The organism is Polaromonas sp. (assembly GCF_029945925.1).
Taxonomy (GTDB): domain Bacteria; phylum Pseudomonadota; class Gammaproteobacteria; order Burkholderiales; family Burkholderiaceae_C; genus Polaromonas.
Window position 1 is genome coordinate 22,127 of sequence record NZ_JAQSDN010000023.1, and the last position, 23,990, is coordinate 46,116.

The following is a 23,990-nucleotide window of genomic DNA, read 5'->3' on the forward strand; positions in this document are numbered from 1 at the left end:
CCCTCTGAATCACCTGATCCCTGACCGCCATGTACCAATACACCGAATTTGACCGCCAGTTTGTGAAAGCCCGCGCCGGCCAGTACCGCGACCAGCTGACCCGCTGGCAAGCCGGCCAGCTGGCCGAAGACGACTTCCGCCCGCTGCGCCTGCAAAACGGCTGGTATGTCCAGCGATATGCACCTATGCTACGCGTCGCCGTGCCTTATGGCGAACTCTCGAGCGCGCAGGTGCGTGTGCTGGCGAAAATCGCCCGTGACTACGACCAGCCCCATGCCGCGCTGTTCAATGAGGCCCAGGCGGCACAGGACAAGCTCGGCCCGGTCAACCTCAAAAGCGGCCTGTCGGTGGCCTCCAAACTGACCGCCGGTTATGCCCATTTCACGACGCGCCAGAACATCCAGTACAACTGGATTCCGCTCGACAAGTCGGCCGACGTGATGGACCTGCTGGCCAGCGTCAGCATGCACGGCATCCAGACCAGCGGCAACTGCATACGCAACATCACCAGCGACGAACGCGCCGGCATTGCGGTCGATGAAATTGCCGACCCGCGGCCCTTTGGCGAAATCCTGCGCCAGTGGAGCACGCTGCACCCCGAGTTCGCCTTTTTGCCGCGCAAGTTCAAGATCGCCATCAGCGGCGCCAAGGAAGACCGCGCGGCCACCGCCTGGCACGACGTCGGCCTGCACCTGATCCGCAATGCCGAAGGCGAGCTGGGCTTCAAGGTGCTGGTCGGCGGCGGCATGGGCCGCACGCCCATCATTGCCAGCGTGATCCGCGAGTTTTTGCCGTGGCACCAGGTCATGAATTACATCGAGGCCATCGTGCGTGTGTACAACCGCTATGGCCGGCGCGACAACATGTACAAGGCCCGCATCAAGATCCTGGTCAAGGCCGAGGGCCAGCGCTACATCGACGACGTGGAAGCCGAGTACCGGCAGATCATGGAACACGATGGCGGCCCGCACACCATCACGCAGGCCGAGCTGGACCGCGTGACGGCGTCGTTTGTGCCGCCCACGCTCCAATGCGACCGCAAAAGCGCCGACGCGAAGATCGCCAACATCCTGCGCGCAGCGGCGGAAGACGATATTGAATTTGGCCGCTGGCTCAAGCAGAACGTGGCACCGCACCAGAACCCCGACCTGCGCGCCGTGACGCTGTCCTTCAAGCGCCTGGGCCAGGCGCCCGGCGATGCGACGGCCAACCAGCTCGATGTGGCGGCCGACCTGGCCGACCGCTTCAGCGCCGGCGAGGTGCGCGTCACACACGACCAGAACCTGCTGCTGCCCTGGGTGCGCTGCGACGAGTTGCCCGAGCTGTGGCGCGCTGCGCGCAAGTCGGGTTTTGCACGCCCCAACATCCGGCTGCTGACCGACATGATCGCCTGCCCCGGCGGTGACTTCTGCTCGCTGGCCAACGCACGCTCGATTCCGATTGCCGAGGCGATCACCGAGCGTTACCAGGACATGGACGAGCTGCACGACCTCGGCGAGATCGACCTGCACATCAGCGGCTGCATCAACTCCTGCGGCCACCACCACAGCGGCCACATCGGCATCCTGGGCGTGGACAAGGACGGCAAGGAGTGGTACCAGGTCACGCTGGGCGGCTCGGACGGCTCCACACTGAGCGGCGCACCCGTGCCCGGCAAGGTCGTCGGCCCCTCGTTTTCCGCCGCCGAAGTGCCCGAAGTGATTGAAGCCGTGCTCGACACCTACCGCCGCGAGCGCGAGGCCGGCGAAACCTTTATCGCCACCTTGCGCCGCGTCGGCATCGACCCGTTCAAGCTGGCTGCCAACAGCGCGCGTTTTGCAGCCACACCCGCCGCCGCTGAGGTTGCCTGAGGAGAACCCATGAAACTTTTGCCATTGACCGACCACACCCCGGCAGGCGCCGAAGACCGCACGGTGCTTGCACTGGCCAACGACGCCGACCCGCTGCAGGCACCGCTGGAAGGCGTGACACGCATCGACCTGCACTTCCCGAAGTTCACCGACGGCCGCGCCTTCAGCCAGGCCTTTCTGCTGCGTCGCCGGCGCGGCTTCGAGGGCGAGATACGCGCCACGGGCGACGTGCTGGCCGACCAGCTCGCGCAGATGGAGCGCAGTGGCTTTGACGTCGCCGTGCTGCGTGCCGACCAGGACATGGCCACCGCCCAGCGCGTGCTGGCCAGCTACCCCGGCTACGGCGTGGGCCGCTACCAGGGCGACGCGGTGCATGTCGCGCCCCACTTTGCAGAGGCGGCCTGAGCATGGGCGCCATATCGCTTTACGCCAAGGCCTCGCCCGACTTCGCGCAGAAACTCGCGCGCAGCATCGCGCTGCTTCAATCGTCGGCGCAAAAACATTCGCCGCTGACCCAGGCCTCCAGCCTGGGCGCCGAGGACATGGTGGTCACGCACCTGCTCGAGGAAGCCGGCATCAACAGCGGAATCTTTGTGCTTGAGACCGGCATGCTGCATGCCGAAACCGTCGCGCTGATCCCGCGCATCGAAGAGCGCTACCTGCGCCATGTCGATGTCTACCGTCCTGACCTGGATGCGGCCAACGCCTTTGTGCAGGCCAACGGAAGCGACGCGATGTACAAGAGCCTGGAATTGCGCAAGGCCTGCTGCCACATCCGCAAGATGGAGCCGCTGGCCCGCGCGCTAGACGGCAAAAAGGGCTGGATCACGGGCCTGCGCCGCGAACAGTCCAGCGCCCGCGCCGAAGTGCACGACGTCGAGGAACAGGATGGCCGCGCCAAGATCAACCCGCTGGCCGACTGGACCTGGGGTGACGTCTGGCATTACATCGCGCTGAACAACATTCCGTTCAACCCGCTGCATGACCAGTTTTTCCCCAGCATAGGCTGCGCGCCCTGCACACGCGCCGTGACGCTGGGCGAAGACTTCCGCTCCGGCCGCTGGTGGTGGGAAAACGAAAGCGCGAAGGAATGCGGCTTGCATGTCAGCGCCGACGGCACCCATGAAGCGCAGGAGCCCGCTGCGTTGGAACCGCTGTCCAGCCCGCTTTCCGGTCGTACCTCCAGCATCATCCCCATCCGAGAGATCCCCGCATGAACGCACGCGCCGAACCCCAACTTCTCAGCAAGCTGAGCAACTCGCACCTTGATGCGCTCGAGGAAGAAACCATTTTCATCCTGCGCGAAGTGGCCGCGGCCTTCGAGCGCCCGGCCCTGCTGTTTTCGGGCGGCAAGGACTCGCTGGTCATGCTCAAGTGCGCCGAGAAGGCCTTTGGCGTGGGCCGCATTCCCTACCCGCTGCTGATGATCGACACCGGCCACAACTTCCACGAGGTCACCGACTTCCGCGACCTGCGCGCGAAGGAACTGGGCGCCGAGCTGATCGTGCGCAACGTGGAAGACTCGATGAAACGCGGCACCGTGCGCCTGGCGCATCCCGGCGAGTCGCGCAACGTGCACCAGTCGGTGACCTTGCTCGAAGCGATTGACGAGTTCCGCTTTGACGCGCTGATCGGTGGCGCGCGGCGCGACGAGGAAAAAGCCCGCGCCAAGGAGCGCATCTTCTCGCACCGCGACAGCTTCGGCCAGTGGCAGCCCAAGGCCCAGCGACCCGAGCTCTGGACCCTGTTCAACACCCGGCTGCAGCCCGGCGAACACTTCCGCGTGTTCCCGATCTCCAACTGGACCGAGCTCGACGTCTGGCAATACATCGAACGCGAAAACATCGCCCTGCCCTCGCTGTATTACGCGCACCAGCGCAAAGTGGTCGAACGCAAGGGCCTGCTGGTGCCGGTGACGGAGCTGACACCGGCACGCGAGGGTGAAAAAGTGATCGAGAAAACCGTGCGTTTCCGTACCGTGGGTGACATCACCTGCACCTGCCCGGTGGACAGCCAAGCCGCCACCGCGGCCGAGATCGTGATTGAAACCCTGGCCGCCGACGTGAGCGAGCGCGGCGCCACACGCATGGACGACAAGACCTCCGACGCCTCCATGGAAAAGCGCAAGAAAGACGGGTACTTTTAGTTCTCCCCCGCAGCAGGCTTTGCCTGCCTCCCCCCAGGGGGCGGCGCCTGCGGGCCGGCGGAGCCGGACCCGCGGCCCCTGCTGATCAAGACCTTTGCCACCAATTTTGAGACTCAGATGAACACAACCACCCCTACTACTGATTTGATAGCTGGCGGCGCACAACTGGCGGCCGCTACAGGCCAAAATGACCTGAAATCCGCGCTGAAGTTCATCACCTGCGGCTCGGTCGATGACGGCAAGAGCACCCTGATCGGCCGCCTGCTGGTGGACAGCAAGGCCGTGCTGCAGGACCACCTGGCCGGCGTGCAACGCGGCGGCGAGACCGACCTGGCCTTGCTGACCGACGGCCTGTCGGCCGAACGCGAGCAGGGCATCACCATCGACGTGGCCTACCGCTACTTCGCCACCGAAAACCGCAAATTCATCATCGGCGATGCGCCCGGCCACGAGCAGTACACCCGCAACATGGTCACGGCCGCCTCGAGCGCCGACGCCGCCGTGGTGCTGGTCGATGCGACCAAGCTGGACTGGAAAACCCCGTCCATGGAGCTGCTGCCGCAAACGCGGCGCCATTCGCTGCTGGTCAACCTGCTGCGGGTGCCGTCCATTGTGTTCACGGTCAACAAGCTCGACGCGGTGGAAAATCCCGCGCTGGCGTTCAAAAATATCAGCACGGCGCTGACGGCCTTCGCGCAGGCTGCGCAGATCCCGGTCCGGGCCATCGTGCCGATTTCCGCACTCAAGGGCCACAACGTGGTGGACGCCATGCCCGGCTGGTGCGGTTATGAAGGCCTGTCGCTGCTGCAGTTGCTGGAGCAACTGCCGGCCACCCCGGCCGAAAGCACCGAGGCTTTTTCCTTCCCGGTGCAGTGGGTGGAGAAACCTGCCCCCACGCTCGGCACTGACGTGTCCTCGCTGCCCCCCGAGGGGGCTGTTTCTCCTAGGGGCGGCCCGTCGGAGAAACCATTCCCATCCTCCTCGGACATCTCCCAGGGCCGCCGCGTCTTCTGGGGCCGTGTCGCCACCGGCGGCGTACGGCCGGGCCAGACCGTCACCGTGATGCCCAGCGGACATACAGCCGTGGTGGCCCAGGTACTCGACCACGCCCGCCAGCCCCAATCCATTCTGGCCGGCCACAGCGCCGGCATTGTGCTGGACCGCGAAGTGGACGTGTCGCGTGGCGACTGGCTGCTGGCTGCCGACACCTTCGAGCCGACGCGCGAACTGGCGGTCACCATCGCCTGGATGGACGACGAGCCGCTGGTCGCCGGACGTGTCTACTGGGCGCTGCACGGCCACCGCTGGGTCAAGGCCAAGGTCAAACGCATCGTGCACAAACTCGACGTCAACACACTGGCCGAGGAAGACGCCAGTGAGTTGCCGCCCAATGCCATCGGCCACATTGAACTGAGCCTGCAGGCCCCGCTGGCCACCCTGCCTTACGCCCGCTCACGGGTCCTGGGCTCGCTGGTGCTGGTGGACACGGCGTCGAACAAGACCTCGGGCGCCGCGCTGATCCTTTGATCAGGATCAGACGCTATCAAGCACCCGACTTAACCCTGCTCACGGAATCCTCTTAAAATTGAGGGTTTCCACCGATCCCGCAAGAACAACATGACTCACATCGTTACCGAATCCTGCATCCGCTGTAAATACACCGACTGTGTGGATGTCTGTCCCGTGGACTGCTTCCGCGAAGGCCCCAACATGCTGGTGATCGATCCGGATGAGTGCATCGATTGCGCGGTCTGCATCCCGGAGTGCCCGGTCAATGCCATTTATGCCGAGGAAGACGTGCCGGCCGACCAGGTCAACTTCATCAAGATCAATGTCGAACTGAGCAACGCGCCAGGCTGGAAAAGCATCACCAAGCGCAAGGAAGCCTTGCCCGATGCCGAAGAGTGGAAAGACGTCACCAGCAAACTGGACCAGCTCGTTCGCTGAGACGCACCCCGCCGCAGGCTGCGCGTCTGTCCGCCCTCTTGAAACAGCAAACCGAAAAAAGCCCCATGGAACCTCAACTGAACCAGGAAGTGATCAACACGGCTGCCGCGCACGATGGCCCGATAGAGACCGATGCGGTCATCGTCGGCGCGGGCCCGGTCGGGCTGTTCCAGGTGTTTGAACTCGGCCTGCTGGAGATCAAGGCCCATGTCATCGACTCGCTGGCCTACCCCGGCGGCCAGTGCATCGAACTCTACCCGGATAAGCCGATTTACGACATTCCCGCCGTGCCCATGTGCACCGGCAAGGAACTGACCGACTCCCTGCTCAAGCAGATCGAGCCCTTTGGCGCGACTTTTCACTTCGGCCAGGAAGTCAGCACCGTCGAAAAACAGGACGACGGCCGCTTTTTCGTCCAGACCTCCAAAGGCACGCAGTTCCTGACCAAAACCATCTTTATTGCGGCCGGCGTGGGGGCTTTCCAGCCGCGCCTGCTGAAGGTCGACGGCCTCGAGAAGTTTGACGACACGCAGCTGTTTTACCGCGTCAAGTCACCGGCTGACTTTGCCGGCAAAAACCTGGTGATCATCGGTGGCGGCGACTCCGCGCTCGACTGGGCGCTCAATTTCGCCAACGAAGGTCCGAACAAGGCCGAAAGCGTGATCCTGATCCACCGCCGCGACGGCTTCAAGGCCGCCCCAGCCAGTGTGGCGAAGATGAAAGAGCTGTGCGACAACTACGAGATGCAGTTCATCGTCGGCCAGGTCACCGGTTACGAGGAAAAGGACGGCAAGCTCACGGGCGCCAAGGTCACAGGTGCCGACGGCGTCACCCGCGTGGTACCGCTCGACGTGATGCTGGTTTTCTTCGGCCTGTCGCCCAAGCTCGGACCGATTGCCGAGTGGGGCCTGGACATCGAGCGCAAGCAGCTCAAGGTGGACACCGAGAAGTTCTCGACCAATGTGCCCGGCATTTTTGCGGTCGGCGACATCAACACCTACCCCGGCAAGAAAAAGCTGATCCTCAGCGGCTTTCATGAATGCGCGCTGGCCGCTTTCGGCGCGGCGCCTTTCATCTTCCCGGACAAAAAAATCCACCTCCAATACACCACCACCAGCCCGAAACTGCACAAGGTGCTTGGGGTGGAGACGCCGGTTTTCGACTGAACACCGGGCCGCACCCTCCTGTCAGGCCCGCCATGTGCGGGCCTTTTCTTTGATGCGCGCCAGCGGCCCCGTGCTGGTGCCCACCGCAATATTCATCACCGCCATGCTGGCGATGCAGACCGCCGACTACCGGCAGGTCTGGCAGTACCAGCCGGTGCGCCGGCTGTGACCCGGCGGCGCGTCATGCGGCTCCTGCCGTAGAATCCAACACGCGCTCCCGCAGGAGCGCATTCGCTGGGGGTGTTGCCATGCAAGTGGCGACTGAGAAAGTCCCTTTGAACCTGACTGAGGTAATCCTCGCGCAGGGAAGCATGTCCAAGGCGTGGCACAGGTTTTTTCGACCCTGCCCGCGCCCTCGCAAGCCGACCTGCCATTGACACAAGGAAAAGTTGATGGCCATCCTAAACGCTACCCCCAACACCGCACTCACGCCCCTGGCCCCGGGAGACCGCCTGTTCGGCTGGCGCGAACACGCCGCGCTCTGGCTCAGCCTGGGCGTCGGCCTGCTGGTCATGCAAATTGGTGCCTACCTGGTCCCGGCGCTCGGCGCCAAAGCCGCCATGGCCGTGATCGTGGTCGGCTCCATCCTCGGCGCCGGCCTGCTGGCCTGGACCGCGAAAATCGGCTGCGACAGCGGCCTGTCCAGCGCCGGCCTGATGCACGCCACCTACGGCAGCAGCTTTGCGCGCCTGCCGGTGCTGCTCAACATCGTGCAACTGATCGGCTGGACCACGTTCGAACTCGTGGTCATGCGCGACGGCACGGTCGCCATCGCCCGGCAGTCTGGTTCGTTTGTCGCGTCCTTCTGGCCGGTACTGGCCACCCTGCTCTGGGGCGGCGTGCTGATTGCCCTGCTGTCGGGCTCCATGGTCAAACTGGTGCGCAAATTCATAGGCCGTTATGGCTTGCCGCTGGTGATCGCCTCGCTGCTGTGGCTGACCTGGCAATTCCTCGGACGGGCCCACGCGCAAGGCTGGCAGGAAATCTGGAACCGTCCCGGCACAGGCGGCATGAGCACACTGTCAGCCCTGGACCTGGTGATTGCCATGCCGGTGTCGTGGCTGCCGCTGGTGGCCGATTTCGCACGCCATGGCCGCGACGGCAAAAGCGCGCTGCGTGGCACCTGGCTGGGTTATGCAATCGCCAACACCTGGTGTTACGGCCTGGGCGTGCTGATTGCACTGACCACACCGAGCACCGACCTGGTTGCCGCCCTGCTGCTGGCGCAAGGCGGGTTGATCGCCCTGGGCCTGATCCTGATCGACGAGGTGGACAACGCCTATGGCGACCTGTACTCCGGCTCGGTCGCGGGCCACAGCCTGAAACCCGGCTGGAGCCTGCGCCGCTGGGGCATGGCCCTCGCCGTCCTGTGCACCGGGCTGGCGCTGGTGCTGCCCATGCACAGCCTGGAGCCTTTCCTGCTGATGCTCAGTTCGGTGTTTGTGCCGCTCTACGGCGTGATCCTGGCGCGCCTGGGCGGTGCGCCGAATGTGGCTGCGCTGGTGGGAACGAAAAAAGTCAATATCAGCGCGGTCGTGATCTGGGTGCTGGGCGTGGCCACCTACCACCTGTGCGCCAAACTCGCGCCCGAGTGGGGCGCGGCGCTTCCCACGCTGGCCCTGACCTTTGTGCTCGCCCGTGTGACCCGTGCTCACTCCGGGCCGGCCACCGGCGAACGCGTGCTCAGCCCCGCGGCTTGAGCGGATTCAAGGGCTTGAGCCGCATGGCCAGCGGCGCATGCCCGTGGTTCAACGGCCCGCTGCCGGCGCCGGTTTTCACCTTGGCGCCGGCCAGCAGTGCCGCACGCACATAGGCCCGGGCCATTTCCACGGCTTCCAGCAAGGGCTGCCCCAACGCCAGTCCGGCCGCAATGGCGGACGAAAGCGTGCAGCCTGTCCCATGCGTGTTGGCACTGTGAATGCGCGCTGCATGCATCCAGTGTCTTTCGCCCGCTGCGGTCAGCAGCAGGTCCATCACCGTGTCGCCCGGCAGATGCCCGCCCTTGAGCAGCACCGCGCGTGCGCCCTTGGCCAGCAGCTCGTGGGCGGCCGTTTCCATGTCATCCGCATTGTTCAGGGGCCGGCCGACCAGCAGGGCGGCTTCGTCCAGGTTGGGCGTGACCAGCACCGCGCGCGGAAACAGATCCCGCACCAGGACCTCAATGGCCGGGTTGTCAATCAGCACCGCGCCGCTGGTGGCGACCATCACCGGGTCGAGCACGATTTTTTCAAGTGCATGGCGGTCAATGGCCGCGGCCACGGCCAGCACGATCTCGGGCGCATGCAGCATGCCTATCTTCACGGCATCCACACCGATGTCCTCGACCACCGCATCGATCTGGTCGCGCAGCATGGCCGGCGGCACGCCATGAATGGCCCGCACCCCCTGGGTGTTCTGCGCCGTCAGCGCCGTGATGGCCGTCATGCCGTAACAGCCGAGCGCGGCAAAAGTCTTCAGGTCCGCCTGGATGCCCGCCCCGCCGCCGCTGTCCGACCCCGCGATGGACAACACGCGCGGGTACTCGAATTCAAAAGTGTCGTTGCTCATGGAGAAAAGTGTTTCCCGGTGGTTCAGGCCTTGCGAAAGGCGATGCCGGATTATCGGGGAAGCCGCTTGGCGCCTTGCGCGCCGGGGATCAGCGCCTGAATTTCCGGCCCCGAGTTCAATCCTGAGCCAGAAGTCCGAAAAAGTCAGGCTATAATCTTAGGCTGTATTCCTCAATAGCTCAGTTGGTAGAGCGCCGGACTGTTAATCCGTAGGTCCCTGGTTCGAGCCCAGGTTGAGGAGCCAGAATTTGAAGCCTGGACGTCCACAACGTCCAGGCTTTTTTCGTTGGCGGGGTTACCATTTGCGGGTGCTGTCCATGCGTCACCGGCGCATGCGCTCAGCACGCCAAACCACACCCTTGCCTCACCCATCTGCCATGCGCAAGTCACCCCACCCCCGGCCCTGGCTGGATGCGGACGAGTCCTTTCCGCCCGTGGAAACGGCGTGGGCCGAAGGCGACCCGGCACCCGGCCTGCTGGCTGCGGGGCGCTCGCTCGATGTGGCGAGCTTGCAGCAGGCTTATGCGCTGGGCATTTTCCCGTGGTTCGGGGTCGGCCAGCCCATCCTGTGGTGGAGCCCCGATCCGCGCATGGTGTTGCGTACCGACAATTTCAAGCTGCACCGCTCGCTGCGCAAAAGCCTGTTGCGTTTCATCGGTGCTGCCGGTCATGAGATCCGTTTTGACACGGCTTTTCCGGAGGTGATTCACGCCTGTGCCAGCACACCGCGCGACGGCCAGCCGGGCACCTGGATCGTGCCGGACATGGTCAAGGCCTACACCGCCCTGCACCGTGCGGGCCACGCCCACAGCGTGGAAACCTGGGTGAACGGCCAGCTCGTCGGCGGACTGTACTGCGTCAACCTGGGCGGCATGGTGTTTGGCGAGTCGATGTTTGCCCACCAGACCGATGCGTCCAAGATGGCCCTGGCGGCGCTGGTGGGTTTCTGCCGGGCCAAGGGCCTGCCCATGATTGACTGCCAGCAAAACACGCGGCACCTGGCTTCGCTGGGCGCTGCGGAAATTCCCCGCGCGGAATTTGTCGCGCAGGTGGCCGCCCTCGTGGCCCAGGCTTCACCCCGCTGGAAGTTTGACACCCTATACTGGCAGCAGCTATTGACGGCCAGAACGCAGAACGACCTGACGACGTGACGCACCTCAAAGACCTGCCCCTCCAGACGCTGCAGTTTTATGCGACAGCGCCCTACCCCTGCAGCTACCTGCCGGGCAGGCAGGCCCGCTCGCAGGTCGCCACCCCCAGCCACCTGATTCACAACGCCGCCTACTCGGAGCTGGTGACCAACGGCTTTCGCCGCAGCGGCATGTTCACTTACCGCCCCTATTGCGACGGCTGCCAGGCCTGCGTGCCCCTGCGCGTGCCGGTGGCGACTTTCCGGCCAGACCGCAGCCAGCGCCGCGCCCGCAAGCAGCACCAGGCGCTGCAGGTTCGCGTGCTCAAGCTGTGTTTCATGCCCGAGCATTACCAGCTCTACCTGCGCTACCAGAACGGCCGCCACGCGGGCGGCGGCATGGACCATGACAGCATCGACCAGTACACGCAGTTTCTGCTGCAAAGCCGCGTCAACTCGCGCCTGGTGGAGTTTCGCGACACCCTGTCCAATGGCGAGGCCGGGGCGCTGAAAATGGTGTCCATCCTCGACGTGCTGGAAGACGGTGTGTCGGCGGTGTATACGTTTTACGAGCCCGACGCGCACGCCAGTTACGGCACCTATAGCGTGCTTTGGCAAATTGACCAGGCCCGGCAACTGGGCTTGCCGCATGTGTACCTTGGGTACTGGATTGCCGAAAGCCCGAAGATGAGCTACAAGGCCCGGTTTTTGCCGAACCAGATCCTGGTCGATGGGCAGTGGGTGAACTCCGCCACCCCAAGCCCGGCCAGCGCCATCTGAGTGAGCCATCTGAGTGCACCGTCTGTGAGGCAGGTCAAGACGAAACGGCGGCGAGTAGCGGCGCGCTGATTTCACCAGCTAAAATCTGGTGAAGGTCGCCCCCCATGAAAAAGCAAGATTCCCTCGCCTCACCCGCCAAACCCACGGTTCAGGTCATTGAACGCATGTTCACCCTGCTAGAGATTCTGGCGGGGCGGGAGGAAGCCGTCTCGCTCAAGGAGATCAGCGAAAAATCCGGCCTGCACCCCTCGACAGCGCACCGCATCCTGAACGACCTGGCCACCGGCCGGTTTGTAGACCGGCCGGTGGCGGGCAGCTACCGGCTGGGCATGCGCCTGCTGGAACTCGGCAACCTGGTGAAGGCGCGCCTGAGCGTGCGGGACGCGGCGCTGACGCCCATGCGCGAGCTCCACCGGCTGATCCAGCAACCCGTCAACCTGAGCATGCGCCAGGGCGATGAAATCATTTACGTCGAACGGGCCTACAGCGAACGCTCCGGCATGCAGGTGGTACGCGCCATCGGCGGGCGGGCACCGCTGCACCTGACTTCGGTGGGCAAACTTTTTCTGGCTTTTGACGATCCCCAGCGCTTGCGCAGTTATGCCACCCGCACCGGCTTGCCGGGCCAGACCAAAAACAGCATCACCCAGCTGACGATTCTGGAGCGCGAGCTGTCCAAGGCACGCCAATACGGCATTGCGCGCGACAACGAGGAGCTGGAACTGGGGGTGCGCTGCATGGCCGCCGGCATTTACGACGACCAGAGCAAGCTGGTGGCGGGGCTGTCGATTTCTGCGCCGGCCGACCGGTTGGATGAAAACTGGCTGCCCAAACTGCAGTCCACCGCCAGCGAGATCTCGGCGGCGCTGGGCTACAAGCCCAACAATTTCAAGTAAAAAAGGGCTCTAGCCCTTGTACCCATTGCGCTGGCAGCTACTCTTTTTATAGCGATTCAGCGGACAGACCAGCCTGCCCATCAATGGGAATACGGCCTCAGCCGTTGTTGGGATGGGCGGTTGCGCTGATTTTGGATGCGTTGACCGGTTGCGACTCCACCCAGCGGCGGACGCGCTCTGCGTCACCGAGGCGGCTCAATTTGCCGGCCGAATCAAGAAAAACCATGATCAGCTTGCGCCCTGCGATTTTGGTCTGCATGACGAGGCACTGGCCGGCTTCGGAGATGTAGCCGGTCTTTTGCAGGCCGATTTCCCACTCGGGATTTTTCACGAGCCGGTTGGTGTTGTTGTACTGCAGGGTCTGGCGGCCGACAGCGACCTGGTAGCCGGTCGAGGTGGACAACTCGCGCAAGACAGGATCGCCATGGGCCGCGCTGACCAGCGTTGCCAGGTCCTGTGCGCTGGACTGGTTCAGGCTGGACAAACCTGTCGGCTCCACATAACGGGTGTCTTTCATGCCCAGCATTTTGGCCTTGGCGTTCATCAGGCCCACGAAGGTGGACAAGCCACCCGGGTAGGTCCGCCCGAGGGCATGTGCTGCGCGGTTTTCGCTGGACATCAGCGCCAGATGCAGCAGTTCGCCGCGTGTCAGGCTGGCGCCCACGCGCAGGCGGGAGCTGCTGCCCTTTTCTGTGTCCACGTCGTCCTGGGTGATGGTGATGGTTTCGTCCATCGGCAGATGCGCGCCGCTGACGATCACGCCGGTCATCAGCTTGGTCAGCGAAGCGATGGGAAGCACCGCATGGTCGTTCTTGCTGAACAGCACTTCCCGGGTGTCCTGGTCGATCACCAGGGCCACGCTGGATTTCAGGTCAAGAGGGTCCTGTGCACTGTGCAGGCCCGCCAGCTGGCCATATGACAGCCGGGGCGGCGAGGCCACGATCACCACGGACTTGCGCGGGGCTTTGGCGACAAAGCGGGCGCTTTTCCGGCTGGAAATCACCTTTTTCGACACCGTCTTGGCGGCGTGTGACTTTTTAACGATCTGGCGCTTCGCCGTGGCGGCATCTGCCGCGGGCGCAATCAAGGCTGCCGAAAAGGTAAGAATTCCAACGACCTGTAAGGTCTGTTTGAAAATCGAATTCAGCGTGATGGACATTGATTCGTCTCCAGATGCGATTAATACGAAACCGCAGTGTATACAAATAGAAAAAGTCACGCAATATCAAAAGCTTGCGTGACTTTCCTAAACGCAACAATGAAGAGATCAGTCCATGTGTCTTTTCAGCCAGACCTGGCCCACAAAAACTTACTAAACTGTTGAATATAAAAGCTTTTTCCGAAACCTTCAGACTTCAACCCTGAGCGGCAACCCGGTCGGCCTTATTTTGTAATTTGCTCAAGGCGCTCAAATAAGCCTTGGCAGAAGCGACCACGATGTCCGGATCGGCCCCGACACCGTTGACCACTCGGCCGCTGTTTTGCAGCCGCACCGTGACTTCTCCCTGGCTCTCCGTGGATCCACTGATCGCGTTCACGGAATAAAGCACCATTTCCGCCCCGCTTTTGACGTGGGTTTCAATGGCTTTGAGGGAGGCGTCCACCGGGCCGTTGCCGTCCGATTCGCCGCGAACTTCCTTGCCGTCAACGGTGAAAACAACCGTCGCCTGCGGACGCTCGCCGGTTTCGCTGTGCTGGGACAGCGAGACAAAGCCGTATTGCTCTTTCTCGTGGGTCACGCTGTCGTCGCTGACCAGTGCCAGGATGTCCTCGTCGAAAATTTCGCTCTTGCCGTCGGCCAGTTCCTTGAACCGGGCAAAAGCGGCGTTGGTGTCGGCTTCGCTTTCCATCTGGATGCCCAGGTCCTGCAGGCGCTGCTTGAAGGCATTGCGCCCGCTGAGCTTGCCCAGCACCATCTTGTTGGAGCTCCAGCCCACGTCTTCGGCACGCATGATCTCGTAGGTCTCGCGTGCCTTCAGCATGCCGTCCTGATGGATACCCGAGGCGTGGGCAAAGGCGTTGGCCCCGACCACGGCCTTGTTGGGCTGAACCACGAACCCGGTGGTCTGGCTGACCATGCGGCTGGCCGCCACGATATGCACCGGATCGATGTTCATCTCCAGGTTGAAATAGTCCTTGCGTGTCCGCACGGCCATGACGATCTCTTCGAGCGAGCAGTTGCCGGCACGCTCGCCCAGGCCGTTGATCGTGCACTCGACCTGGCGGGCACCGCCAATCTTCACGCCGGCCAGCGAGTTGGCCACCGCCATGCCGAGGTCGTTGTGGCAATGCACCGACCAGATGGCCTTGTCACTGTTGGGGACGCGCTCGCGCAGCGTCTTGATGAAGTTGCCGTAGAGCTCGGGGACGGCGTAGCCGACCGTGTCGGGCACGTTGATCGTGGTCGCACCTTCGGCGATCACGGCCTCGATGACGCGGCACAGGAAGTCGACATCGCTGCGGTAGCCGTCTTCCGGGCTGAACTCGACATCGGCCACCAGGTTGCGCGCAAAACGCACCGAGAGTTTGGCCTGCTCCAGCACCTGTTCCGGGCTCATGCGCAGCTTCTTTTCCATGTGCAGGGCGCTGGTGGCAATGAAGGTGTGGATGCGGGCGCTGTTGGCACCCTTGAGCGCTTCGGCCGCGCGGGAAATGTCCCGGTCGTTGGCGCGCGAGAGCGAACAGATGGTGGAGTCCTTGATGGCATTGGCAATCGCCTGCACCGCCTCGAAGTCGCCGTTGGAGCTGGCGGCAAAGCCGGCCTCGATCACATCGACGCGCAGGCGTTCGAGCTGGCGCGCAATGCGCAGTTTTTCATCGCGCGTCATTGAGGCACCGGGCGACTGCTCACCATCACGCAAGGTGGTGTCGAAAATGATCAATTTATCTGCCATGCTTGTTCTCCTGAGAGGTCGAGGTCGATCTGATAATCAAAAAACGCAGCCCAAAACAAAACGGCCCGCTGCGTTTGCATACGGGCCGTTTGGAATCGCGCGCGTGCGCTATCGCCTGTGCCCGTGTCGGTCCAGTAGCGATAGTGCAAGCGAAATTCGTTTCATGGAAATCAATGTACCACAAATTGACATGGCCCCAGCCGCAAGGTGGTCGGACAGGCGCCTACTTGTGCAGACCGCGTTCATCCGGCTCGTCGGTCGAAGTCGAGATCACGCTGGTCTGCTGGCCCTTGGCCTTGCGCCAGCCATACAGCACATAGCCGGAAAAACCGTAGATGACAAACAGGCCGAACATGACGGTGGGCGGATCGATGTTGATCACGGCAATGCCCAGGGCAATCAGCACGATCACGGCAAACGGAACGCTGCGCTTGAGACTCACATCCTTGAAGCTGTAAAACGGCACGTTGGTGACCATGGTCAGGCCCGAGTACAGGGTCAGCGCAAACATGAACCAGCGAACCTCCTCGCCGCGCACGCCGGCCTCGGTCATCAGCCAGATGAAGCCCGCTACCAGCGCGGCCGCCGCCGGTGAGGGCAGGCCCTGGAAAAACCGCTTGTCGACCACCGCCGTGTTGACATTGAAGCGGGCCAGCCGCAGTGCCGCGCAGGCGCAATAGACAAAAGCCGCGATCCAGCCCCAGCGACCCAGGCTGGTCAAGGCCCACACATAGGCGATCAATGCGGGCGCAGCGCCGAAGGACACCATGTCGGAAAGCGAGTCCATTTGCTCGCCGAACGCGCTCTGGGTGTTGGTCATGCGCGCCACACGGCCGTCCAGGCTGTCGAGCACCATGGCGCAGAACACACCAATCGCGGCCTGGTCAAAGCGGCCATTCATGGCCATCACGATGGCGTAAAAACCGCCAAACAGCGCTGCCAGCGTGAACAGGTTGGGCAGGATGTAAATGCCCTTGCGCCGCTTGCGCGGAACGAGCTCGTCGGACTCCTGCGCGGCGTCGTGACCGTCATGCATGTTGGGTGCTCCCGGTATCAGGACCGTTTTCGCGCCAACCGTGCTGCGCCGATAGTGAATGGTTCATGCTACGAGGATACCAAACGGAGAGCCCCACAAATGAAAAAAGCCGCGCAAATGTCTTGCCCGGCTTGAGGACTGGACCAAACGGGGCCGGTAAGCCCCGCCGGGTATCAGTTGCGGGTCTGGTCGACCAGCTTGTTCTTGGCAATCCAGGGCATCATGGCGCGCAGTTTTTCGCCCACGATCTCGATCTGGTGCTCCGAATTCAGGCGGCGGCGGCTCAACAGGGTTGGCGCACCGGCCTGGTTTTCGAGCAAGAAGCTCTTGGCGTATTCGCCGGTCTGGATGTCCTTCAGGCACTTGCGCATGGCTTCTTTCGTGGCCGAGGTCACGATGTTCGGGCCGGTCACGTATTCGCCATATTCGGCGTTGTTGGAGATCGAGTAGTTCATGTTGGCGATGCCGCCTTCATAAATCAGGTCAACGATCAGCTTGAGCTCGTGCAGGCACTCAAAGTAGGCCATTTCGGGCGCATAACCGGCTTCGACCAGCGTTTCGAAACCGGCCTTGATCAGCTCGACGGTGCCGCCGCACAACACGGCCTGCTCGCCGAACAGGTCGGTCTCGGTTTCTTCGCGGAAGTTGGTTTCGATGATGCCGGCCTTGCCGCCGCCGTTGGCCATGGCGTAGCTCAGGGCCAGGTCACGGGCCTTGCCGCTCTTGTCCTGATGAACGGCCACGAGGTGGGGCACGCCGCCGCCCTGGGTGTAGGTGTTGCGCACCGTGTGGCCGGGGGCCTTGGGCGCCACCATCCAGACGTCGAGGTCGGCGCGCGGAATCACGGCACCGTAGTGCACATTGAAGCCGTGGGCAAACACCAGCGAGGCGCCCTGCTTGATGTTGGGGGCCACGTCATTGGCGTAGACCTTGCCAATCTGCTCATCGGGCAGCAGGATCATCACGACATCGGCCGCCTTGACGGCATCGGCCACTTCAGCGACCTTGAGACCGGCCTTTTCGACCTTGGGCCACGAAGCGCCGCCCTTGCGCAGGCCGACCACGACCTTGACGCCGCTGTCGTTCAGGTTCTGCGCGTGGGCATGGCCCTGGCTGCCGTATCCGATGATGGCGACGGTTTTGCCCTTGATCAGGCTCAGGTCGCAGTCTTTGTCGTAATAAACTTTCATTTTTCTCTCCGAAGAAATTGTCTGCAGGTTCTGGCGAAAATGCCCATCGACAGGCTCAGGGCGAACGGTCAACGCATATCGCCACTGTCAAAATCCGTTCGCGTTGAGCCTGTCGAAACGCGCGCACGGACCACTGAAAATCAGACTCTCAGAATTCTCTCGCCGCGCCCTATGCCGCTCGAGCCGGTGCGCACGGTTTCCAGAATCGCGCTGCGGTCAATCGCTTCCAGGAAGGCGTCGTTCTTGGACTGGTCGCCGGTCAGCTCGATCGTGTAGCTCTTCTCGGTGACATCGATAATCCGCCCGCGGAATATATCAGCCATGCGCTTCATCTCTTCGCGCTCCTTGCCGACGGCACGCACCTTGACCATCATGAGCTCGCGCTCGGTGTAGGAGCCTTCGGTCAGGTCCACCACCTTGACGACCTCGATGAGCCGGTTCAGGTGCTTGGTGATCTGCTCGATCACGTCATCGGAACCGGTGGTCTGGATGGTCATGCGCGACAGGCTGGCGTCTTCGGTCGGCGCCACGGTCAGGCTTTCGATGTTGTAGCCGCGCGCAGAGAACAGGCCGACCACGCGGGAAAGAGCGCCCGGCTCGTTTTCCAGCAAAACTGCAATGATGTGTTTCATGTGAAGATTCCTCTTTTCGCTGCCCTCCCCCGCGCACGGTAATGCGCGGGCTCGGCAGGCAATAGATTCGTCAGGTGACGGTTGAAAAAATGGCGTGCGCCGCTTACAGGTCCTCGGACCCGAGCAACATTTCGGTGATGCCCTTGCCGGCCTGCACCATCGGGAACACGTTCTCGGTGGGGTCGGTGCGGAAGTCCATGAACACGGTGCGATCCTTGAGCTTGCGCGCCTCGCGCAGCGCAGGCTCCACGTCCTGCGGTTTTTCGATCAGCATGCCGACGTGGCCATAGGCCTCGGCGAGCTTCACGAAATTGGGCAGCGCGTCCATGTAGCTGCTACTGTAGCGGCCCGCGTACTCCACTTCCTGCCACTGGCGCACCATGCCCAGATAGCGGTTGTTCAGCGAGACAATCTTGATCGGCGTGTTGTACTGCAGGCAGGTCGACAGCTCCTGGATGCACATCTGCACAGAACCTTCGCCGGTGATGCAGTACACCTCGCTGTCAGGCCTGGCCAGCTTGATGCCCATGGCGTAGGGAATGCCCACACCCATGGTGCCCAGGCCGCCCGAATTGATCCAGCGGCGCGGCTCGTCGAACTTGTAATACTGCGCGGCCCACATCTGGTGCTGGCCGACATCGGACGTGATGTAGGTGTCGGCGTCCTTGGTCATGTTCCACAGGGTTTCAACCACGTACTGCGGCTTGATCACGTCGCCCTTGCCCAGGCTGTATTTCATGCAGTCGCGCTTGCGCCAGCCTTCAATGGTTTCCCACCAGCCGCCCAGTGCGTTGCCGTCGGGCTTGAGACCGGACTCCTTGATCATCGCGATCAGCTCGGTCAGCACATCCTTGACGTCGCCGACGATGGGGATGTCCACCTTGACGCGTTTGGAGATGCTCGACGGGTCGATGTCGATGTGGATGATCTTGCGTTCGTTCTGCGCAAAGTGTTTCGGGTTGCCGATAACACGGTCGTCAAAACGCGCGCCGACAGCCAGCAGCACATCGCAGTGCTGCATGGCGTTGTTGGCTTCGATGGTGCCGTGCATACCCAGCATGCCGAGGAATTTTTTGTCGCTGGCCGGGTAGGCGCCCAGGCCCATCAGCGTATTGGTGCAGGGGTAACCCAGCATGTCCACCAGCGTGCGCAGCTCCTGCGAGGCATTGCTCAGAAGCACGCCGCCACCGGTGTAGATGTAGGGGCGCTTGGCCGCCATCAGCAACTGCAGCGCCTTGCGGATCTGCCCGCCATGGCCCTTGCGAACCGGGTTGTAGGAACGCATTTCGACGGTCTGCGGATAACCGGTATAGGGCGTCTTGTTGAACGAGACGTCCTTGGGGATGTCCACCACCACCGGACCGGGCCGGCCGCTGCGCGCGATGTGGAAAGCCTTCTTCAGGGTCTCGGCCATCTGCCGCACATCCTTGACCAGAAAGTTGTGCTTGACGATGGGGCGCGTGATGCCGACGGTGTCGCACTCCTGGAAGGCATCCAGACCAATCGCGTGCGTGGGCACCTGGCCGGTGATGATCACCATCGGAATGCTGTCCATGTAGGCCGTCGCAATGCCGGTGACGGCATTCGTCACGCCGGGGCCGGAAGTGACCAGTGCCACGCCCACCTCGCCGGTGGCGCGGGCATAACCGTCAGCGGCATGAACGGCCGCCTGCTCGTGACGAACCAGGACGTGCTGGATGGTGTCTTGCTTGTAAAAAGCGTCGTAGATATGCAGGACGGCGCCGCCGGGATAACCCCAGACGTGCTTGACGCCCTCGGCCTGCAGGGCCTTGATCAGGATTTCCGCGCCGCGGAGTTCTTGCGGGGTTGTTGGGGCAGAAGCTGCCGCCGCTGCCGAAGCGAGTTCGGCCTTTGTGATTTCCATGATGAACCTTTGTGAATTTCTCTAACGAAATACCTTGGGTGCCTCTTCGCCCACTCTTGTGGAGTAGCGTCGAGACTTGAGGCCAAAACCATGGGCGGAAACATATCCCGCCGGGTCATGACCCGTTTGCTGTTTGATTTGCAGTTCGTATTATGGCATCAGGCGGCGCGTGACCAGCGGGGCGTGCAAAAAAGTCCGGCAGGCGCCATGCTTGATGCGATAATTTTGCAGCTTCGGGCGCTTCACTGCGCCTGGAAAACACAACAATGACGGCGCTGGGACAAATCGGGATGCATCCCTTTGGCAACTGAACAAGAACTCTCCGATTTCCTGAAAAACGTTGAAAAGCGCGCTTTCAAGCGCAGCGTCTACCATGTCCGCGACGACGAAGCGGCGCTCGACATCGTTCAGGACAGCATGATGAAGCTGGCCCAGCACTACGGAGACAAGCCTGCGGCCGAGTTGCCCATGCTGTTCCAGCGCATCCTGTCCAACACCACGCTGGACTGGTTCCGGCGCCGCAAAACGCGCAACGCCCTGTTTTCCAACATGAGCGACTTTGAATCCGCCGGGGACGATGGCGATTTCGATTTGCTTGAAACTTTGGAGACCTCGACCAACTCAGAGGGAACAGAAAGCGCCCAGGATGCCACCGAACGGGCGCAGATCTTGCGGCAGATCGAGGTCGAGATCAAGGAACTGCCGGGCCGTCAACGGGAAGCCTTTCTGATGCGTTATTGGGAGGAAATGGATGTTGCTGAAACAGCTGCCGCCATGGGTTGCTCCGAGGGCAGCGTGAAAACGCATTGCTCGAGAGCCGTCCACGCACTCAGCAAGGCTTTGGCCGCCAAGGGAATAAAACTATGAACCATCCACTGCAAAAGCACACCGATATCCTTCAGGACCGCTATGGCCTGAAAACGGCGTCCTACCTGTCCGCTGGCGCGGCGGACTTGCCGTACGACATTTCCGAGCGCCTGCGGGCCGCCCGTGTGCAGGCCGTGGCTGCCCGCAAGGTGGCCAGGGTTCAAACCTGCTCCGCCACCGCAGCAAGCGGTACAGGTTCGGTGCTGACCTGGGGATCCGGCGAGAGGTTCGGCCTGTGGTACCGGATCGGATCGGTTTTGCCCCTGATCGCCTTGGTCGTCGGTCTGCTGGCGATCCATTCCCTGCAAACCGACAGTTTCGTCGAGGAACTGGCCGAAGTCGACTCCGCCTTGCTGACCGACGACCTGCCGCCCGACGCCTTTTCCGACCCCGGATTTGTGCAATTCCTCAAGGTCAGCCGCTAGGGCCGGAGTGGCGCTTGCGCAGAAAGACGTTTACATCGATGCCTGTCACCCTGTCCCGCCGTCCTGCGCGTCTGCAACCCGCAGGTGACACCTTGATTCATACCCGGCTGACCTGGGCGTTGCCGGGATGGGTGGGGCTGCTCTGCCTGGTTTTCGGTGCCCTGGCGACCGGCGCCCGCGCCCAGACGCCCGCGCCCGCAGCAGCGCCAGCGCCGCCCGCCAAAACCGTGGTTGCCCAGGCCGCTTTTTCCAGTCCGGTCTGGACCGAGCTGAGCCCGGTGGAACGCGAGATCCTCAAGCCGCTGGCGTCCACCTGGAACAGGCTGAGCCAAACCCAGAAGCGCAAATGGCTGCAAATGACCAAAAGTTATCCGGCGCTTTCCACCGAAGAACAGGTCAAGATGCAGGGGCGCATGAAGGAGTGGGTGGCGCTCAGCCCCCAGCAGCGCACCCAGGCGCGGCTGAATTTTGCAAAAACCAAAGAACTGTCCAAAGAGCTCACTGCTGAAGAGAGGCAAGCCAAGTGGCAAGCCTACCAGGCCCTTAGCGCCGAGGAAAAGCGCAAACTGGCCGCCAAGGCACCGCCCAAACCGGCGGGCGCAGCCCCTGCAGCCAAACCGGTTGCGGCGCAAAAGCTGGCGACGGTGCCTTCGCGCGCCGACAAGCAAAAGGCCAAGCCAGCGACTAAAATCGCGGTTACGCCGCCCCCGGCCGGACAGCCGGACCTGCTGTCGACCACCGCGCCGGCTGCCACGCCTGGCGTGGTACCGGCCAAACCGTAGACAGCAAAGGAGCTCGGCCCCCTGTGCCGGCCTGACACGATCCGCATGCGGATCGGGCTTTGGTTCCTCCGGGCGCATTTAACCGACCTGACCTGAACGCGACCAAATTGACAGACTCACCAGCCAAACGCCTTCCCACCCCCTCCCTGCGCCGGCGCATGGCCTGCTGGCTGTATGAGGGCATGCTGATGTTCGGCGTGGTGTTCATTGCCGACTACCTGTTCAGCACCCTGAGCCAGACGCGCAATGCCATGGACAACCGAAACGCCCAGCAGGCCTTCCTGTTTGTCGTGTTCGGCATCTACTTCGTCTGGTTCTGGGCCAAAGGCCAGACCCTGGCCATGAAGACCTGGAACATCCGCCTGACCGACCTGCAGGGACAAGCCGTCAGCCAGAAGCGCGCCTTCCTGCGTTACACCCTGAGCTGGCTCTGGTTTTTGCCGCCGCTGGCCTTGAGCTGGCTGCTGGGGCTGGACGTGCGGCAGGCGCTCGTGCTGGCCGGCGGCTGGATCGCCATCTGGGCGATCCTGTCGCGCTTTCACCCGGACCGGCAGTTCTGGCACGATGCGCTGGCCGGCACCCGCCTGGTATCCAGCCTCCCCGCCGGCGCGCCGGCCCAAGCCGCCTGAAGCCCCGCGGCGCCTCCGCCATGCAAGAGCCGCGTCACACCGTCACAGAGCTGCGCGACAATCGGCCCATGCCCGAACACGCTTCCACCGTCTCTCCCCCTGCGCTTCAGGGCCACCCGGCGCCCCCCCCTCCCGCCAATCCCCAGAAAGACCGCAAAGGCATCAACCGCGTCTGGCATGCCTTCGGCTATTCGGTGGCGGGCTTGCGCGCCGGATGGCAGGAAACGGCATTTCGCCAGGAAGCCATTGCCGCGCTGGTGCTGCTTCCTGCCGCCGTCTGGCTGGGCCGCAGCTGGGTTGAAACCGCCTTGCTGGCCGGTTCGGTCATCCTGGTGATGATCATCGAACTGCTCAACACCGGCATAGAAACCGCGATCGACCGCATCGGCCCGGAGTGGCACGACCTGTCCAAACGCGCCAAGGACATGGGCAGTGCCGCCGTGTTGCTGAGCCTGCTGCTGTGCGCGGGCATCTGGGTCATGGCGCTGTTCCAGAGGTTTTTCGCATGAAACCGGCTTTTTCCGTCTGCGTTTATTGCGGCTCGCGAGCGGGCGCGGACCCCGGATTTTCCGAAACCGCGCGCCAGGTCGGCCAGTGGATAGGCGAGCATGGCGGCCAGCTGGTGTATGGCGGCGGGCGCAACGGGCTGATGGGCATCCTCGCCGATGCGACCCTGGCCGCCGGCGGCCGCGTCGTCGGCGTCATCCCGAAGGCGCTGGTGGAGAAGGAATGGGCCCACACAGGCTGCACCGAGCTGCACATCGTGGACACCATGCACGAACGCAAGCGCATCATGGCCGAACACGCCGACGCTTTTCTGTCCCTGCCCGGCGGCATCGGCACGCTGGAAGAATTTTTTGAGGTGTGGACCTGGCGCCAGCTGGGTTACCACGCCAAACCGGTCGGCCTGCTGAACCTGAACGGTTATTACGACCACCTGCTGGCTTTTTTGGGAACCTCGGTCACCAGCGGCTTCATGAACGACTGGCAGATGGAACTGATTCATGTCGCCAGCGATGCTGAACAGTTGCTGCAGCAACTGGTGCAGTCAGCGGGCATGGCGCCCGACGTGCTGCGCCTGGACCAGATCTAACGCGATTGCGTCGAGCTAGCCTATGGGCTCTTCACCAGCCGGGGCCGCGGGACTGGCTTTGCCAGACCGCAGGCGCAGCGGCCCCCTCGGGGGGCAG

General features: G+C 62.9%; 25 protein-coding genes, 1 tRNA gene and 1 riboswitch. Of the genes, 19 read left to right on the forward strand and 7 right to left on the reverse strand.

The annotated features are described in order from the left end of the window. The first annotated feature begins 29 nt into the window (after positions 1-29). From PSV40_RS05890 to PSV40_RS05925, 8 genes are all read left to right on the forward strand, one after another. Positions 30-1,850 carry a nitrite/sulfite reductase gene (locus PSV40_RS05890; protein WP_300535421.1) on the forward strand — a complete coding sequence of 607 codons (1,821 nt, stop codon included), beginning with the start codon at positions 30-32 and terminating at the stop codon, positions 1,848-1,850. 9 nt (positions 1,851-1,859) lie between these two features. Further along, on the forward strand, positions 1,860-2,255 hold the full coding sequence (locus tag PSV40_RS05895; protein WP_300535424.1) for a DUF934 domain-containing protein: 396 nt from the start codon (positions 1,860-1,862) through the stop codon (positions 2,253-2,255). A 2-nt stretch (positions 2,256-2,257) separates the two neighbouring features. Next, complete coding sequence (locus tag PSV40_RS05900; protein WP_300535426.1) at positions 2,258-3,067, forward strand: phosphoadenylyl-sulfate reductase; 810 nt, start codon at positions 2,258-2,260, stop codon at positions 3,065-3,067. After that, positions 3,064-3,996, forward strand: coding sequence for a sulfate adenylyltransferase subunit CysD (gene cysD / locus PSV40_RS05905; protein ID WP_300535429.1), 933 nt, complete (start codon positions 3,064-3,066; stop codon positions 3,994-3,996). Before PSV40_RS05900 ends, cysD begins: the two co-directional genes overlap by 4 nt. Before the next feature lie 117 nt (positions 3,997-4,113). Further along, the gene (locus PSV40_RS05910) at positions 4,114-5,523 is read left to right on the forward strand and encodes a GTP-binding protein (protein ID WP_300535431.1); all 1,410 of its coding nucleotides are present in this window, start codon (positions 4,114-4,116) and stop codon (positions 5,521-5,523) included. A 90-nt stretch (positions 5,524-5,613) separates the two neighbouring features. Then, positions 5,614-5,943, forward strand: a complete 330-nt coding sequence (fdxA, locus tag PSV40_RS05915) for a ferredoxin FdxA (RefSeq protein ID WP_293593279.1) — start codon at positions 5,614-5,616, stop codon at positions 5,941-5,943. A 65-nt stretch (positions 5,944-6,008) separates the two neighbouring features. Next, a complete protein-coding gene (locus PSV40_RS05920; RefSeq protein ID WP_300535434.1) occupies positions 6,009-7,109 on the forward strand; it encodes an NAD(P)/FAD-dependent oxidoreductase in 1,101 nt (366 codons plus the stop codon). Positions 7,110-7,335: 226 nt separating this feature from the next. Then, positions 7,336-7,434: riboswitch (TPP riboswitch) on the forward strand. Between the two features lie 67 nt (positions 7,435-7,501). Further along, positions 7,502-8,809: a cytosine permease gene (locus PSV40_RS05925; protein ID WP_300535437.1), complete on the forward strand. Its 1,308-nt coding sequence runs from the start codon at positions 7,502-7,504 to the stop codon at positions 8,807-8,809. Here PSV40_RS05925 and thiD read toward each other — a convergent pair. Next, positions 8,793-9,656, reverse strand: a complete 864-nt coding sequence (gene thiD, locus PSV40_RS05930) for a bifunctional hydroxymethylpyrimidine kinase/phosphomethylpyrimidine kinase (protein ID WP_300535440.1) — start codon at positions 9,654-9,656, stop codon at positions 8,793-8,795. The two genes, PSV40_RS05925 and thiD, sit on opposite strands and share 17 nt — an antisense overlap. A gap of 167 nt (positions 9,657-9,823) precedes the next feature. Here thiD and PSV40_RS05935 point away from each other — a divergent pair. The 4 genes from PSV40_RS05935 to PSV40_RS05950 all read left to right on the forward strand — a co-directional run bounded on the left by PSV40_RS05935 (position 9,824) and on the right by PSV40_RS05950 (position 12,460). Beyond that, positions 9,824-9,899: transfer RNA gene (locus PSV40_RS05935), tRNA-Asn, on the forward strand. 133 nt (positions 9,900-10,032) lie between these two features. Then, positions 10,033-10,806 (forward strand): leucyl/phenylalanyl-tRNA--protein transferase, encoded by a 774-nt coding sequence (gene aat / locus PSV40_RS05940; protein ID WP_300535443.1) that lies wholly within the window; start codon positions 10,033-10,035, stop codon positions 10,804-10,806. Beyond that, on the forward strand, positions 10,803-11,564 hold the full coding sequence (locus PSV40_RS05945; protein ID WP_300535445.1) for an arginyltransferase: 762 nt from the start codon (positions 10,803-10,805) through the stop codon (positions 11,562-11,564). The genes aat and PSV40_RS05945 overlap by 4 nt, the downstream gene beginning before the upstream one ends. 104 nt (positions 11,565-11,668) lie before the next feature. Next, the gene (locus PSV40_RS05950) at positions 11,669-12,460 is read left to right on the forward strand and encodes an IclR family transcriptional regulator (RefSeq protein ID WP_300535448.1); all 792 of its coding nucleotides are present in this window, start codon (positions 11,669-11,671) and stop codon (positions 12,458-12,460) included. 97 nt (positions 12,461-12,557) lie between these two features. Here the strand turns inward: PSV40_RS05950 and pbpG are convergent, their stop codons facing one another. The 6 genes from pbpG to PSV40_RS05980 form a co-directional block, all read right to left on the reverse strand. Next, positions 12,558-13,619, reverse strand: coding sequence for a D-alanyl-D-alanine endopeptidase (pbpG, locus tag PSV40_RS05955; RefSeq protein ID WP_300535451.1), 1,062 nt, complete (start codon positions 13,617-13,619; stop codon positions 12,558-12,560). Positions 13,620-13,815: 196 nt separating this feature from the next. Further along, on the reverse strand, positions 13,816-15,354 hold the full coding sequence (locus PSV40_RS05960) for a 2-isopropylmalate synthase (protein ID WP_300535453.1): 1,539 nt from the start codon (positions 15,352-15,354) through the stop codon (positions 13,816-13,818). A gap of 223 nt (positions 15,355-15,577) precedes the next feature. Beyond that, a complete protein-coding gene (pssA, locus tag PSV40_RS05965; protein WP_300535455.1) occupies positions 15,578-16,390 on the reverse strand; it encodes a CDP-diacylglycerol--serine O-phosphatidyltransferase in 813 nt (270 codons plus the stop codon). 173 nt (positions 16,391-16,563) lie between these two features. Next, positions 16,564-17,580 (reverse strand): ketol-acid reductoisomerase, encoded by a 1,017-nt coding sequence (ilvC, locus tag PSV40_RS05970; protein WP_096665288.1) that lies wholly within the window; start codon positions 17,578-17,580, stop codon positions 16,564-16,566. 140 nt (positions 17,581-17,720) lie between these two features. Then, a complete protein-coding gene (gene ilvN / locus PSV40_RS05975; protein WP_096665291.1) occupies positions 17,721-18,212 on the reverse strand; it encodes an acetolactate synthase small subunit in 492 nt (163 codons plus the stop codon). A 103-nt stretch (positions 18,213-18,315) separates the two neighbouring features. Then, positions 18,316-20,097, reverse strand: a complete 1,782-nt coding sequence (locus PSV40_RS05980) for an acetolactate synthase 3 catalytic subunit (RefSeq protein WP_300535458.1) — start codon at positions 20,095-20,097, stop codon at positions 18,316-18,318. A 117-nt stretch (positions 20,098-20,214) separates the two neighbouring features. Here PSV40_RS05980 and PSV40_RS05985 point away from each other — a divergent pair, with 117 nt between their 5' ends. The 7 genes from PSV40_RS05985 (at position 20,215) to PSV40_RS06015 (ending at position 23,893) form a co-directional block, all read left to right on the forward strand. Then, the gene (locus PSV40_RS05985; RefSeq protein ID WP_300535460.1) at positions 20,215-20,367 is read left to right on the forward strand and encodes a hypothetical protein; all 153 of its coding nucleotides are present in this window, start codon (positions 20,215-20,217) and stop codon (positions 20,365-20,367) included. Between the two features lie 30 nt (positions 20,368-20,397). Continuing rightward, entirely contained in the window at positions 20,398-20,964 is a 567-nt protein-coding gene (locus tag PSV40_RS05990) for an RNA polymerase sigma factor (RefSeq protein ID WP_096665297.1), read from the forward strand. Beyond that, positions 20,961-21,389, forward strand: coding sequence for a DUF3619 family protein (locus PSV40_RS05995; RefSeq protein WP_300535463.1), 429 nt, complete (start codon positions 20,961-20,963; stop codon positions 21,387-21,389). The genes PSV40_RS05990 and PSV40_RS05995 overlap by 4 nt, the downstream gene beginning before the upstream one ends. Before the next feature lie 92 nt (positions 21,390-21,481). Further along, the gene (locus PSV40_RS06000) at positions 21,482-22,171 is read left to right on the forward strand and encodes a DUF3106 domain-containing protein (RefSeq protein ID WP_300535466.1); all 690 of its coding nucleotides are present in this window, start codon (positions 21,482-21,484) and stop codon (positions 22,169-22,171) included. Between the two features lie 158 nt (positions 22,172-22,329). Beyond that, positions 22,330-22,800: an RDD family protein gene (locus tag PSV40_RS06005; protein WP_300535494.1), complete on the forward strand. Its 471-nt coding sequence runs from the start codon at positions 22,330-22,332 to the stop codon at positions 22,798-22,800. A 68-nt stretch (positions 22,801-22,868) separates the two neighbouring features. Then, on the forward strand, positions 22,869-23,309 hold the full coding sequence (locus PSV40_RS06010) for a diacylglycerol kinase (RefSeq protein ID WP_300535469.1): 441 nt from the start codon (positions 22,869-22,871) through the stop codon (positions 23,307-23,309). Further along, positions 23,306-23,893: a TIGR00730 family Rossman fold protein gene (locus PSV40_RS06015; RefSeq protein WP_300535472.1), complete on the forward strand. Its 588-nt coding sequence runs from the start codon at positions 23,306-23,308 to the stop codon at positions 23,891-23,893. Before PSV40_RS06010 ends, PSV40_RS06015 begins: the two co-directional genes overlap by 4 nt. Positions 23,894-23,990: the final 97 nt, after the last annotated feature.

Bases quoted from the DNA above. Each gene is read 5' to 3' on its own strand.
- PSV40_RS05895 (WP_300535424.1), top strand. From the start codon at position 1,860: ATGAAACTTTTGCCATTGACCGACCACACCCCGGCAGGCGCCGAAGAC.
- aat (WP_300535443.1), top strand. From the start codon at position 10,033: ATGCGCAAGTCACCCCACCCCCGGCCCTGGCTGGATGCGGACGAGTCC.
- PSV40_RS05985 (WP_300535460.1), top strand. From the start codon at position 20,215: ATGACCCGTTTGCTGTTTGATTTGCAGTTCGTATTATGGCATCAGGCG.
- PSV40_RS06005 (WP_300535494.1), top strand. From the start codon at position 22,330: ATGGCCTGCTGGCTGTATGAGGGCATGCTGATGTTCGGCGTGGTGTTC.
- thiD (WP_300535440.1), bottom strand. From the start codon at position 9,656: ATGAGCAACGACACTTTTGAATTCGAGTACCCGCGCGTGTTGTCCATC.
- PSV40_RS05900 (WP_300535426.1), top strand. From the start codon at position 2,258: ATGGGCGCCATATCGCTTTACGCCAAGGCCTCGCCCGACTTCGCGCAG.
- PSV40_RS05960 (WP_300535453.1), bottom strand. From the start codon at position 15,354: ATGGCAGATAAATTGATCATTTTCGACACCACCTTGCGTGATGGTGAG.
- pbpG (WP_300535451.1), bottom strand. From the start codon at position 13,619: ATGTCCATCACGCTGAATTCGATTTTCAAACAGACCTTACAGGTCGTT.
- PSV40_RS05995 (WP_300535463.1), top strand. From the start codon at position 20,961: ATGAACCATCCACTGCAAAAGCACACCGATATCCTTCAGGACCGCTAT.
- PSV40_RS06015 (WP_300535472.1), top strand. From the start codon at position 23,306: ATGAAACCGGCTTTTTCCGTCTGCGTTTATTGCGGCTCGCGAGCGGGC.
- fdxA (WP_293593279.1), top strand. From the start codon at position 5,614: ATGACTCACATCGTTACCGAATCCTGCATCCGCTGTAAATACACCGAC.
- PSV40_RS05920 (WP_300535434.1), top strand. From the start codon at position 6,009: ATGGAACCTCAACTGAACCAGGAAGTGATCAACACGGCTGCCGCGCAC.
- pssA (WP_300535455.1), bottom strand. From the start codon at position 16,390: ATGCATGACGGTCACGACGCCGCGCAGGAGTCCGACGAGCTCGTTCCG.
- PSV40_RS05910 (WP_300535431.1), top strand. From the start codon at position 4,114: ATGAACACAACCACCCCTACTACTGATTTGATAGCTGGCGGCGCACAA.
- PSV40_RS05950 (WP_300535448.1), top strand. From the start codon at position 11,669: ATGAAAAAGCAAGATTCCCTCGCCTCACCCGCCAAACCCACGGTTCAG.
- PSV40_RS05890 (WP_300535421.1), top strand. From the start codon at position 30: ATGTACCAATACACCGAATTTGACCGCCAGTTTGTGAAAGCCCGCGCC.
- ilvN (WP_096665291.1), bottom strand. From the start codon at position 18,212: ATGAAACACATCATTGCAGTTTTGCTGGAAAACGAGCCGGGCGCTCTT.
- PSV40_RS05980 (WP_300535458.1), bottom strand. From the start codon at position 20,097: ATGGAAATCACAAAGGCCGAACTCGCTTCGGCAGCGGCGGCAGCTTCT.
- cysD (WP_300535429.1), top strand. From the start codon at position 3,064: ATGAACGCACGCGCCGAACCCCAACTTCTCAGCAAGCTGAGCAACTCG.
- PSV40_RS05925 (WP_300535437.1), top strand. From the start codon at position 7,502: ATGGCCATCCTAAACGCTACCCCCAACACCGCACTCACGCCCCTGGCC.
- ilvC (WP_096665288.1), bottom strand. From the start codon at position 17,580: ATGAAAGTTTATTACGACAAAGACTGCGACCTGAGCCTGATCAAGGGC.
- PSV40_RS06010 (WP_300535469.1), top strand. From the start codon at position 22,869: ATGCCCGAACACGCTTCCACCGTCTCTCCCCCTGCGCTTCAGGGCCAC.